This is a genomic window from Streptomyces sp. NPDC026515, assembly GCF_055567595.1.
Genome location: NZ_JBVHQD010000048.1, coordinates 1 through 11,758 on the forward strand (window position 1 = coordinate 1; position 11,758 = coordinate 11,758).

General features: G+C 67.9%; 9 protein-coding genes and 4 pseudogenes. 5 read left to right on the top strand and 8 right to left on the bottom strand.

The window, feature by feature from the left end; all coding sequences use genetic code 11:
* Positions 1–387 precede the first annotated feature (387 nt).
* Positions 388–2,070 (bottom strand): SpoIIE family protein phosphatase, encoded by a 1,683-nt coding sequence (locus tag ACZ4O3_RS43755; protein ID WP_467727967.1) that lies wholly within the window; start codon positions 2,068–2,070, stop codon positions 388–390.
* Between the two features lie 1,038 nt (positions 2,071–3,108).
* Positions 3,109–3,936: a hypothetical protein gene (locus tag ACZ4O3_RS43760; protein WP_467727969.1), complete on the bottom strand. Its 828-nt coding sequence runs from the start codon at positions 3,934–3,936 to the stop codon at positions 3,109–3,111.
* 106 nt (positions 3,937–4,042) lie between these two features.
* On the opposite strand from ACZ4O3_RS43760, the pseudogene ACZ4O3_RS43765 reads away from it, so the two are divergent.
* Positions 4,043–4,859 (top strand): annotated as a pseudogene (locus ACZ4O3_RS43765) (IS5 family transposase).
* Here the strand turns inward: ACZ4O3_RS43765 and ACZ4O3_RS43770 are convergent.
* The 5 genes and pseudogenes from ACZ4O3_RS43770 to ACZ4O3_RS43790 all read right to left on the bottom strand — a co-directional run bounded on the left by ACZ4O3_RS43770 (position 4,856) and on the right by ACZ4O3_RS43790 (position 8,403).
* Positions 4,856–5,185 (bottom strand): hypothetical protein, encoded by a 330-nt coding sequence (locus ACZ4O3_RS43770; RefSeq protein ID WP_467727970.1) that lies wholly within the window; start codon positions 5,183–5,185, stop codon positions 4,856–4,858. The pseudogene ACZ4O3_RS43765 and the gene ACZ4O3_RS43770 sit on opposite strands and share 4 nt — an antisense overlap.
* Positions 5,182–6,120 carry a Mu transposase domain-containing protein gene (locus ACZ4O3_RS43775; protein WP_467727971.1) on the bottom strand — a complete coding sequence of 313 codons (939 nt, stop codon included), beginning with the start codon at positions 6,118–6,120 and terminating at the stop codon, positions 5,182–5,184. The genes ACZ4O3_RS43770 and ACZ4O3_RS43775 overlap by 4 nt, the downstream gene beginning before the upstream one ends.
* A gap of 107 nt (positions 6,121–6,227) precedes the next feature.
* A pseudogene (locus ACZ4O3_RS43780) lies at positions 6,228–6,527 on the bottom strand (DDE-type integrase/transposase/recombinase); the annotation flags it as partial.
* Between the two features lie 99 nt (positions 6,528–6,626).
* Positions 6,627–6,917: a hypothetical protein gene (locus tag ACZ4O3_RS43785; protein ID WP_467727972.1), complete on the bottom strand. Its 291-nt coding sequence runs from the start codon at positions 6,915–6,917 to the stop codon at positions 6,627–6,629.
* A gap of 376 nt (positions 6,918–7,293) precedes the next feature.
* Positions 7,294–8,403: a trypsin-like serine peptidase gene (locus ACZ4O3_RS43790; protein ID WP_467727974.1), complete on the bottom strand. Its 1,110-nt coding sequence runs from the start codon at positions 8,401–8,403 to the stop codon at positions 7,294–7,296.
* Positions 8,404–8,614: 211 nt separating this feature from the next.
* On the opposite strand from ACZ4O3_RS43790, the pseudogene ACZ4O3_RS43795 reads away from it, so the two are divergent.
* Positions 8,615–8,821: pseudogene (locus ACZ4O3_RS43795) on the top strand (helix-turn-helix domain-containing protein); the annotation flags it as partial.
* Positions 8,822–8,882: 61 nt separating this feature from the next.
* On the opposite strand, the gene ACZ4O3_RS43800 reads toward ACZ4O3_RS43795, so the two are convergent.
* Complete coding sequence (locus ACZ4O3_RS43800) at positions 8,883–9,632, bottom strand: transposase (protein ID WP_467727976.1); 750 nt, start codon at positions 9,630–9,632, stop codon at positions 8,883–8,885.
* Between the two features lie 70 nt (positions 9,633–9,702).
* On the opposite strand from ACZ4O3_RS43800, the gene ACZ4O3_RS43805 reads away from it, so the two are divergent.
* The 3 genes and pseudogenes from ACZ4O3_RS43805 to ACZ4O3_RS43815 all read left to right on the top strand — a co-directional run.
* Complete coding sequence (locus ACZ4O3_RS43805) at positions 9,703–10,038, top strand: hypothetical protein (RefSeq protein WP_467727977.1); 336 nt, start codon at positions 9,703–9,705, stop codon at positions 10,036–10,038.
* A 528-nt stretch (positions 10,039–10,566) separates the two neighbouring features.
* Positions 10,567–11,274 (top strand): alpha/beta hydrolase, encoded by a 708-nt coding sequence (locus ACZ4O3_RS43810; RefSeq protein WP_467727978.1) that lies wholly within the window; start codon positions 10,567–10,569, stop codon positions 11,272–11,274.
* A gap of 393 nt (positions 11,275–11,667) precedes the next feature.
* A pseudogene (locus ACZ4O3_RS43815) lies at positions 11,668–11,758 on the top strand (IS5/IS1182 family transposase); the annotation flags it as partial.

Here is an 11,758-nt window from a genome sequence, read left to right on the forward strand (position 1 = left end):
CATCAGCGTGCTCTTCGCGATGCTCCGCGACGGCGCCTTCTACGAACCCCGAACCCCACGCCTCGCTTGACGAAAGACATAGAGGCACCCCCCGCGGCTGCGGCCGCTGCGCTCGCTGAGGACAAGGTGTTCGCCGAATGCCGCGGTGGTGTCCTCGGCGAAGGTCTCCACGAACCGCAGGGACCAGGCCTGCAGCGCCGACACGCACGAGTCACGGAGGGGGTCCGCACCTCAATACAACGATAGAAATTGGCGCCGGTTGGCCGGACAGCACGCCCACACCGACCTGTCCAGGGGTGGCGGGCCACGGGAATTGGGCTGAGGTGCCGCGGGGAGGCGGTGGCGCGTCCGGCGAGGGCGGCGTGGACAGGGCCCGCTGCCGACGGCTCAGAGGCCGCGGGCCAGCAGGAGTGTCACGTCGTCCCCCGGAACCTTGCCCGGCAGCGTGCCGATCACCGCCCGGGCCACGTCCTCCAGCGAGTCCCCGGGGCGTCCGAGGGCCGCGCTGACCCGCCGCATCCCCACGTCGATGTCCTCGTGGCGCTCCTCGACCAGCCCGTCGCTGTACAGCGCCACCGTGCTTCCCGCGGGCAGCTCCAACTCCGCGGTCTCGTAGGGGGAGATGCCGAGTCCGAGCGGGGTGCCGTGCGGCAGTTCCGGGAACGTGACGGTGCCCTCGGGGCCGACGACGGCGGGCGGCGGGTGCCCCGCCAGTGCCACTGAACAGGACCGGGTGGCGGGGTCGTAGACCGCGTACACGCACGTGGCCCCCATGGACGGGACCGGCCCGCCGCTCTCCTCGTCGTCCTCCATGAGACGGATGAACGTACGGTCGAGCCTAGTCAGCAACTCGCCGGGGGCGAGGTCGAAATCGGCGAGCGTACGCACGGCCGTGCGTAGCCGCCCCATGGTGGCGGCGGCGTTGATGCCGTGCCCCACCACGTCACCGACGACGAGCGCCAGACGGCCCCGCGGCAGATGGATCACGTCGAACCAGTCGCCGCCGACGCTGTCCGGACCGTCCGCGGGAAGGTAGCGCGCCACCACGTCCATGGCGGTGCCGCCGCAGACGCGGCGGGGCAGCAGACTGTTCTGGAGGGCCAGGGCGGTCCGGCGCTCACGGGTGTACCGACGGGCGTTGTCCAGGCTCAGGGCGGCGCGGGCCACGAGTTCTTCGGCCAGCATCCGGTCGCTCTCGTCGAACGGCGCCGGATTCTCCGTCCGCACGAAGACCGCCACCCCCAGCAGGACCCCGCGCGCCAGGACGGGCACGATCAGCAGGGAGTGCATCCCGAATTCGCGGATCTTCTCGGCCCGCGCGGGATCGTTCTCCAGCCACACGTCGTGGGAGGGGTCGAGGACCGGTTCCAGCACCGAGCGGCCCGAGGAGAGGACACGGAGGAACGGGGACGGGCGGGGCACGTAGACCACCTCGCCGGGCACCCACAGGGACTCCGGGGCGCCGGTGCGGACGGAGGCCTGGCCGGCGCGGCGGAAGGTGGGGACACGCCCCTGCGACAGGCCGTACCGCTCCAGCGGCTCCTCGCCGAGCCGCACCGCCTCCGTGAGGTCGATCGTCACGTAGTCGGCGAACATCGGCACCGTGAAGTCCGCCAGCTCCTGAGCGGTGCGCATGACGTCCAACGTGGTGCCGATCCTGGAGGCCGCCGCGCTCACCACGGCCAGTCGGTCTCCGGCCCGGGGCGGACCGTCCGCGCTGCCGAGGACGACCAGGCAGACCCCCAGCGTGCGGCCGTCCCCGTCGTCCAGCCGGACGAGGGACGCCGAGCGCCTTCCGGCGAGCTGCTCCGCGCCGGCTCCGGAAGGGTAGTTGAGGCCGGTCACGCAGTCGCCCGTGGCCAGGACCCGCCGCATGATCGTCGCGAGACCGGCGGTGTCGCCCGCCAGGGCCTCCTGCGGTGGGCGCCCCAGTCGGTGCCGCCGCGGTATGCCGTCGTAGCGTGCGAGGGCGTCGTTCACCCAGGTGCACCGCAGATCCGTGTCCCATACGGCGATCGCGGCGGCCGAATTCTCCAGGAGGGACCGCAGCGCCTCGGCGGTACCTTCCACGCCCTCCGCTGCGATGGCTGCTTCGGCTGCTGCGCGCGCGGTTTGACCCCGGTACCTCATACGACATCCCTCCCCTGCTTCTCGGCGCGATTCACAGAAGGCGGTGTGATCCGTATAAGGAACGAAGTGAGTGAGGGCTCTCGGTATTCCCTTCCGCGATTCCCCTGCCGTGCTTCCGCCATTCCCTGCCGTGCCTCCCACGCGGTGATTCGATCAACGCTCAACGCTCTTTGCACACCCGACGGCGGCCCGCGAGGGGTGTCGGAGATCTGCGGAGTCCGAGTGCAAAGGAGTGCCGCGCCGCCTACGGCTGCCCCCATCGAGGTGATCCGCCAGCCATTCGAGCACAGCTTCACCTCGGCCGAGTGGATCTTGCTATTAGATTTCATTCCCGGGCGGATGGGATGACGGGCCTTCCGTCGCACGCAGGGAACACCTGACGCGTCCGGGCGTCCCGACTGAGGATCAGGCGCGGTCGTGCGAATTGGTGAGTGGCTGAAGCACTCAGTGCCAAGGGGGAGCCGGCAGCCGGGCGGTCGTCGGAGGTGCCCATCGCCGACCCAGGGCAGGAAGGCTCGCCGACGCCGCCCCGGTCGTCGGCCTCCCGCGGCAGACCGGCCCCCTTCGCGGCCGGGCCCTGGGGCCTTCGCGTCGCGGCGGAGGTCGGATGGCGGCTGCTCGTCCTTGCGGCGGCCATCTGGGTGCTGGTCCAGGTCATCAGATCGGTGAAGGTGTTGGTGCTCGCCTTCGTCGCCTCCCTGCTCATCACGGCCCTCCTGCAGCCCACCGTGGGCCCGGATGCACCGGCACGGGGTGCCAAGGGGCCTGGCCACGGCCCTGACGGCCCTGTTCGGCTTCGTGTTCCTGGGGCTGGTGGGGTGGTTCGTCGGCTGGCAGGTCTTGGACAACCTCGAGGACCTGTCCGGTCGCCTCCAGGACGGTGTCGACGAACTCAAGCGCTGGCTTTTGCGAAGCCCCCTGCACATCACGGAAAAGCAGATCAACGACCTCGCCGAGAAGCTCCGGGACGGCATCAGCTCAGGCAGCGACCAGCTGACCGACGCCGGCATTCGCGGCGTCAGAGTAATCGTGGAATTCCTGTGCCCAGCTTCTCGGCCGCGGCCGCGGGATCGTGCCCGGCCTCCTTGGCCATCTGCTCGTCCAAGATCCGTCCCCGGAAAGCACGGGCCGACGCCTCGGTGCCCTCCAGGGCCTCGGTGAGGATCTTCTGGCCCAGTCCCGGATGGACGGGTCGTTGCGCAGATAGTGCAGGAACGATACATCCGGCGTGTTTGTCCGTGACGCGGACGGCAGGTGCCCACCGACCGCCCGCGTGGTGCGGACTTCGGCCGTCTTCTTCGGTCGGTTCATCGTCAGCACCCGCGACTGGGGCTCCGCCTCCTCGTCGGGGGCATTCGCTGTCAGCCCGTGCCGGGAGACCCAGTTGTTCCACTCGAACTGACGTCCGAGCGTCTGGCTGAACGGGTCGATGTGACCCTTGGCAGCGCAGCGAGCGGCCTTGAAGTCCTCCGGACCGCCGGCAGTGTCGCCGGTCCAAATCGACCACACCCGCTCCGACCTGCTGAACGCGCGGCCGGGCTCGGCAAGCTCGTTGAGCAGCGGAAACCAGCCGCCGGGAGTATGCACGCGGGAGCTCCCCCTCCCGACATCCCAGTGGATCGTCTGGCGGGTGCGGGCCTTGTTCCGGCGCCCCTTGAGCAGATTGACCACGACCGCCCGCCCGTCGAGGACGCGGAGGTCGGCAGCCAGTTCCTTGACCGTCTCGCCGTTCCGGCCCGAGAGACCCCCCATCACCATGAGCGCGGCCAGATCGGGAAGGTGTCCGCCTTTGCCCTTGGCCTTCATCGGCGGGGAACCTCGCCGGTCCACAGCATCTGCGTGAGTTCCTTAGAGGTCCTAACAGAAGTTGTTGATCATGTGACTTTCGGCTTGGGTGGTCGTTGGTCTGATCGTGGGGAAGAGGGAGTCGCGGCCGTGGGTCGTGTCGGATGAACTGTGGTTGCCATCGAGCCGTTGCTGCCTGAGCCGGCACCGAAGGTGGTCGAGGACCGGCCACGGGTCCCGGACCGGCAGGCGTTGTGCGGGGTTCTGTTCGTGCTGCACACCGGCATCCAGTGGGAAGTACCTGCCCCAGGAGCTGGGCTTCGGTTCGGGGATGACGTGCTGGCGGCGTCTGGCCTCCTGGAACGAGGCCGGTGTGTGGGACGCACTGCATCTGGTGCTGCCGAAGGAGCTGCGGGCCGCGAGGAAGCTGGACTGGTCGCGGGCGGTGATCGGCTCCTCCCACGTGCGGGCCGCTCGACGTGGCCCAAAAGCGGACCCAGCCCCGTCGACCGCGCACGGCCGGGCAGCAAGCACCACGTCGTCACCGACGCCCAGGGCATCCCGCTCGCGGTGTCGCTGACCGGCGGAAACCGCAACGACGTCACCCAGCTCCTGCCCCTGATCGACAACATCCCGGCCGTTGCCGGTGTCGTCGGCCGGCCCAGACACCGGCCCGACGCGCTCCTTGCCGACCGCGGCTACGACCACGACGAGTACCGGCGCCTGCTGTGACAGCGCGGCATCCGCCCGGTCATCGCCGAGCGAGGCGTCGAACACGGCTCCGGCCTGGGCATCTACGGTGGGTGGTCGAGCGCGCCATCGCCTGGTTGCACGGCTTTCGCCGCCTGCGCATCCGATGGGAACGACGCGACGACATCCATGAGACATTCCTCGGCCTCGCCACCTGCCTGATCACCCTCAGACACGTCCGGCGCCTTTGTTAGGACCTCTTAGCCTGTGCCCGCTCGACCTCGCTGAGGGTGTGCGGGGCCGTCTCGAACCGCTCGATCAGCGTGCGGAAGACCCGCAGACGCTGGCGGATCGCGACCGCGTCCCTGCGAGTGGCGCCCGTGATCGCCGCGAACTTGCGGTCCGAGTAACCGGGCGGCGGCTCCTTGGAATGGACCTCCCGCCAGCGGCCGCAGAGCTGTCCGGGCCGGTCCAGATACTTCCTTACGTCCTCTCGCAGCAGACCGGCCGGCTCGACCTCCCTCAGGAGGGCTCTGACCTGGGCCATTTCCAGCACGGTGCTGGTGGCCCGGATCGTCATGCGTCGGTGCTGGTCGAAACGCCGCAGGTGAGACAGAGCCGGTCCGCGCAACGTCCGTGGCGGGCGAGCGGGCGCTCGCCCGGCCATCTCATCAGCCGTCCGATCACCGCCCAGGCGTACTCGGCGGGTCCGCAGGCCGTCGCCCGTCGGGCTGGTCCTGCGGGCCCAGGCCGCGGCAAGATCGGCATGGAGCCCGGGATACGGCAGTTCCGCGAACGAGTAGGTGGCCCGTCGGCCGTCCTCGCCGAAGTGAACTCGGCGATCGGGCCGGCCTCCTCGCGGCGGATGCGGTTGCCGGTCAGCTCGCTAAAGGCGATTCCTTGCTCTGGGGACGGGGGATGAAGGGGCCGGGTGCCGGTGAGTTCGTCATAGACCGACAGCGGCCGGCGGCCGACCTCGATCCGGGTGGCCGCGGCCCTGTTGAGCAGGGCCAGGAGCGGTCCGGTGCCCTGCCCGGAGGCGGCGTCCCGCTGCGGCGGGGAGAAGGACACCTCGGTTGTGGTCCGCCGGTTGTTCCCCTCGGGCAGCCCACTCCGGTGGCTCTCCTCGACGACGCGGACACCACGGCCAACAGCCGGGTCATGAAGTGCCAGCAGACTCTCGCCGTCGGTGCCGGGAGTGGTCGCGTGCAGGCTGATCTGCGATTTGGTGGCCCGGGTCTCCACCAGCTGACGGGGGCGGACCTTGCGGGCCGGGACCGAGTAGAGGTTGCCGTCGAAGGCGACGAGGCAGTCCTTGCCGATATGCCGCAGCTGCCGTTCGGCCAACAGATTGGGGGTGGGTGGCAGCGGCTTGAGGGCCGCGTGGTCGCGGGCGGCCCGGTCTCCGATGACCTCGTGGTGGGTGGCATGGGTGCGGGCGCGTCGCTGCGGCACCCAGGCCATGAACGCCGCGTCCATCTCCTCGACGGAGGAGAAGGCGCGCCCGGCGAGCACGTGGTCGGACGATCAGAACCCTGGCGTTCGACCCGGCCCTTGCCGGTGGGCCGGTAGGCGGCCAGTACGTCGATGTCGAAGTCGTAGTGGCCGGCGAAGCCCACCGCCTCCGGATGCAGCGGGACCGCCTCGCCCGGTGCGACATGCCGGCGCACGACGGTCTTGGTCCGGTCGTAGACGATCGGCACCGGCACCCCTCCGTAGTGGGCGAACGCCCGCCTGTGGCAGTCGAAGAAGGTCTGCAGATCCTGGCTGGTGGTGAAGCAGCAGAACGGGTCGCGGGAGTACGACAGGGTCATGTGGAACGAATAGACCTTCGGGATGCCCAGGTGGGCGAGGACGCTTCCTTCGTCACCCCAGTCGGCCTGGGCCTGGGCCCCGGGCACCACCTCAAAGCGACGGTGCATGCCCGCCAACTCCCCAGGCGCGATGCCCAGTTCCTCCGCAATCCACGGACGGGCCTCCTGCAGATAGAGCTTGACGCGCTGGTAGTTGATGGTGGAGCCTTAGCCCTTCACCAGGCGCTCGTGCACCACCGCACCCTTGATGAGGATCTCCGCCCACAGCATCGCGTCGATCAGTGGCGCGACCTCGTCCACGGCCTTCTTGCGCGGCCGGCCGTCCGACACCCTCCGCGGCGGCTCGGCCGGAGCCTGCCCGGACAGATACTTGCGGACCGTCTTCCTGTTCAGGCCCGTGTCCTTGGCGATCTCCGTCAAAGTCACCGCACCGGACTCGAACAGGGCAAGGAACCGCCGGAGTTCCAACCAGCGTTGCGGGTCCAAGACCATCGTCAACTGCCCTCCGCCGCCCCTTGCCAACCAGCAGCAGAGTGCCGAGCAACAGGACTCACCGCATCAACGAGCGGCCCCTTTCGCTCGTACGTGACTGGCCGCGTTCACGCGTACGGCGACAACAGCCCAAGATCCACTTTCGATACACGGTCTAGATACGTGCATCCGTGAGCTCGTTGTCGCCGCGCTGGCGTGGCGCCCGGCACGCCCCCTCCGGACGCCTTCGGCCATAGAACTCCCCGCAGAGGGCTGCAACTCGCCTTGGAATGTTGCCGTCAGATCCCCGAAGGCTTGTGCCGGTAGCGGGGCTGCGACTCCCGGCCGTTGCCCGACCGTGTTGGGGCGGTGGCTGAGCGTCGGAGAAACACCTGACGGGGTACTACTGACACCACTGCGCCCAGTCGTAGAGTCTGTGGGCGCTGTCACCGAGGCGCGTGGCGTAGAGCGTGGGGGTCTGCCCGCCCGCGAGTTCCTCGTTGGTGGTGGTAACGCCCACGACGGTGCCGATGCCGGTGCGGGTATCGAAGTGGGCCAGGTGAGGGCCACCGCTCGACCCGGCAGACATGTCGCAGGTCTCACCCCAGAGCAGGGGAACCTTGGGACCGGGATGGCTCGTGCCCGCGCAGTGGATCATGCGGGATCCGACGTACTTGTCCCCGGGGTCGTTGAGTCCGTAGGCCGGGTATCCGAAGGCGTGGACGAACTCGCCCTCGACGGGCTCACCGAACCCGATGTGCTGGCTTCCGGTGACGTCCTCGATCGGGTGCCCTCCGGCATTGGAGTTCGCCACGAGGAGTCCCGCGTCGTAGCCGGCGGCAGCGACATCCGACGACTCCGTGGTGTCCGGATCAGTGTCCCAGCGGGAAGAGGTGGCCATGGTCCTGACGCTGAAGCCGCCGAGCGGTTTCGTTCCGTTGCGATAGCCAGGCACGAAGTAGAAGTTGTGGTTCCAGGTGTCGTCGACGGAAGGCGATCCGACGCCTCTCAGACAGTGTGCTGCGGTGATGACAGTACTGCGATTCACGCTGGTGACGACCGTCGCGGTGCAACTGCCGTCGTAGCCGTCGGAGAAGGTGAAGAACAGGCGGCCGACGTTCTTCTCCACCGCCCCGCCATGTGTCCACACGGCCCCGGAGTCCGGCGTGTTCGCGGGAAGCGGATGCGGGTCGTCGGGCGTGTTGTCGTCCTCGGGCACAGGGGTGATCTCGGGGACCAGGGCGCCTGCAAGCTTCATCCGCTCGGGGGTCCAGTAGCGGTTGACCCGGTCCTGCTCTTGTGCGGTCGTGGCACCGGTGTGGGTGGTGACGGTGTCCTGTCCCGCCGCGCCGCCGCTGGGCGACGGGTTGTGCGGTGCGGCGTTGGCGGCCGCGGTCGGCGTGACCAGTGCGATGACGGCCGCCGACACCGCGACGGTGGCACCGATCGCGTGCCGGAGGGTCCAAAGGGTGCCGTCCTGGTGACCGCGTGGACGGTGGGGAGATGTGCGCATGCGCGGGACAGTAGGCGCGCGATGTCAGGAAGCAGTCAGAAGAGTGTTCAGATGATGTCCGCAGGGCCGGTCGGCGGGGGCTTGACCCACTACCGTGGCTCTGACATGAAAAGTCGGGTGAGTGTGCTGGTCTGGCTGTTGCTGCGATGGGCTCGAAGCGGACGGTGAGGCCGAGGCCACTGGCTTCCTTCGTCATGCGGCACATGGCTGGCTCCAGGCCGTGGAGCGTTTCGAGGGCGGGCAGAAGGACGCGGAGATTGCCGCTGTCCTGCGGATCAGCGTGCGGCCGGTCGAGCGGTGGCGTCGGGCCTGGCGCAAGAGTGGAGAAGCGGGAGTCCTGTCGAAGGGGTCGCCGGGAAGGCCTAGGGGCTTCAGCCTTGATCGTGGACACCGGTTGTTATGCAGGTGGTCAGTGTAACGAGCTCGTGCACGGTAGGCGCTTAGGCGTCGAGCGGCCCGGTGGGGCTGGGTTTTCACCGCTATCGGGCAGGGATCAGGTCCTCGGCTCGCTGATGGCTGAGTAGGGCGGCAACGGCTTGAACGGTGTCGCTCATGCGTTCGCGGCGGCCGAGGTGGCGGGCCAGGGCCCGCCAGTTCTTCAAGTGGGCGATGCCGTGCTCGACCCGGATGCGTCGCGAGGAGTGTGCCTTGCGCTGTCTCTCGTGCATTTCTTCGTACCAGTCCGGGGCGTTCTTCTTGAACTTGCGGTGCGGTGGTGTCACCACCCGGCCGCCGGTCTGAGCCCCGAGGCCCTGGTAGCCGGCATCGGCGAGGATCTCCACTGCCGGGCCGTCGGCCAGGAGCTTGACCAGCCCTAACTGGCGGGCGTGAGTGATGTCCGCGCAGCTTCCGGGGCTTGCCGGGCTGCAGAAGAGCACCCGTCCGTCCCCGGCCGTGAGGACCATGGACTTGACGGCGTTCTGCTTGTTCTTGCCGGAGATGAACTTGTCCCGGTCCTTGCGTCCGGCGGCTGGCCGGCGGGCCCGGATCTCGGTGCCGTCGATGATGCCGTTCATTTTGCTGGCGCCGAGGTGGTCGACAACCTCGGCGAGCGATCTGAGTCGCACGCCGGGGCTGATCGTGCACCCCCGCTCGGCGAGCAGCTGCCGTATCTCGCCGATGGCCCGGGTGATGGTGGAGCGGTCCACGCCGAACCAGCAGGCCAGCACGTCGCGGGTGGTTGCGTGGCGAAGATGGACGTGCGTCGCCAGAAGCCGGGCGACGAACACGAGCCGGTGCTTCGCACCGGCACCGACCGCACGCTTCCGCGGTCGACACGAGCACGGCCTGGTGCCGGTCGTGCCACAACGGACCTACCTCGGCTACGAGTTCAGCGATAACTGCGGCCGACAAGCCCGTGACCCTCCGGTCGCCGATGATTGCTTCACGCGTCGCGTTCCTGAAATCGAGGATGCCAAGGCCGTAGTGCACGCCGGCGTGGATGGGCTCGCCCACACGGTCCGCGAGCCAGGTCCGGACAAAGAGCCCATCGACATGATCTTGGAACGCGATGTGTTTGTGTTCACATCGATGAGCATCCCGACGGGATTTTCTGGGGAGTTCTCATGGCTGGACGACAAGGCACTCGCAGAAACGGTCTCACCGGCCGACCGGGCCGCTGCCCGTACCAATTGAGAGAGTTCTCAACTTCTGTTGACACTGACCGGGCGAGAGCTTACGAAGCCCTGGAAAGCGGGTTGCGCCTGCTGTTCAAAAATTGGCGTCCGGACCCTACTGTCAGCCGATACAGGTATAGACGCAGAATTCCCGGGATTTTCCGAGCATCGTGAGTTGGATTCAAATGTCCGGGCAGGTATTCCCGCACTGGCCGCCATTCCCGCCGCCACCCTCCTGCCAGCCGAAGTCTCGGCCTGAGCGACCGCGGTATCATCATCCCGGGTACGCGCGCAGACCTGCTGGTGCTCGATGCCGACCCACTCGATGACATCGCCAACAGTCGCAGGAGCGCGCAAGTGATCATCGGCGGTTTGCCGATCGATCGTCCGGCACTGCGCTCAGCCTGGAATATATAGGCCCCTGGCTCCGAAGAGGCGGTACGGCAGACCAACAGCCTTCGCCCTCCGAAGCCCACACCCGGCGCACAACGTCGAGCGGTTCATCAACCGAGTGTCCAGTCAGTCGCTCTCCGCAGAAGAGGAATACATGGCCAATTCGCCCACTCTCGTTCTGGTACACGGAGCCTGGCACGGCCCATGGTGCTGGAAACAATTGATCGACCACCTGCCTGATGTCGAGGTGAGAGCTGTGACACTACCCAGTAGTGGACATGACACAGAGACACTGGGGACCCTCTACGAGGATGCGGAAGCACTCTCCGAGGAACTGGCGGCCATCGACGGCCCCACCGTGGTGGTAGGCCATTCCTACGGTGGATGCCCGGTCAGCCAGGCAGCCGGGAAGATGAGCAACGTTCAGCGTGTCATCTACCTCAGCGCCATAATGCATGATGTCGGCGAATCGCTCCTTTCCCTGGTCAACGGGATATATCCGTCCGCCTGGGATGTACACAAACAGCATGTCGACAACGTGGAACGGGACTACTTCGATGTGTCCGATCCGGTGGAGGTCCTGTACGGCGACGTGGATCCGGACCTGGCCCGGGAATGCTCCGCCCGGCTCGGCCATCAGTCCCTGGCGTCGGTGAGCCAGCCTCTCACCGAGGCGGCGTGGCGCACGGTGCCCAGTACCTACATTATCTGCGAGCAAGACCAAGCCATGCCGGTGCCGTTCCAGGAAGCAATGGCCGGGCGAGCTCAGCGAATCCGACGAATACGTTCGTCGCACTCCCCCTTTCTCAGCAAGCCGGCGGAGTTGGCCCGCGTCATCCGGGACGAGTTCGAGGACCAGTGACCACGCCGCGGCCGTTCCACGTTCGGCCAGATCTTCTTCACCCCTCCGACCGTCGCCTCATCGTCCCGCTCGACGGTGCTGCTCAAACGGCACGTGGCAGGTGGCCGGTGCCGCTTGAGCAGCACCGCAACGCCGGGAATTGAACCTCTCATGGAACCGGCGTCCGATCGGCGACTTGATACGCGACAGAGTCCAGGTCCGGTCCGGCCAGTCGTGCGCCACCGGTCCCCTGTCCGCCGCAGCCTCCAGGACGGCGAAGATTTCATCAATGAGCGCTTGCAGCGTTGACGCTCTGTGCGAGGACGGCGACGGAGAATTACGACAAGCGAGTTCGGCCAGCTGCGGGCCCTGCGGAAGATCCTCCAGGACTTCAGGTTTGCGGTGTGGGTCAGGATGCTCATCGTCACCCGCGAGGGTGACCGGCGGCGCAAACTCCCACCGCACCAGCGTGCGCTCGCCGCTCTCGTGCACCTGCACCGCCACC

Coding starts and splice junctions, on each gene's coding strand:
- ACZ4O3_RS43760 (WP_467727969.1), bottom strand. CDS start 3,936: ATGAAGGCCAAGGGCAAAGGCGGACACCTTCCCGATCTGGCCGCGCTC.
- ACZ4O3_RS43770 (WP_467727970.1), bottom strand. CDS start 5,185: ATGACGATCCGGGCCACCAGCACCGTGCTGGAAATGGCCCAGGTCAGA.
- ACZ4O3_RS43790 (WP_467727974.1), bottom strand. CDS start 8,403: ATGCGCACATCTCCCCACCGTCCACGCGGTCACCAGGACGGCACCCTT.
- ACZ4O3_RS43810 (WP_467727978.1), top strand. CDS start 10,567: ATGGCCAATTCGCCCACTCTCGTTCTGGTACACGGAGCCTGGCACGGC.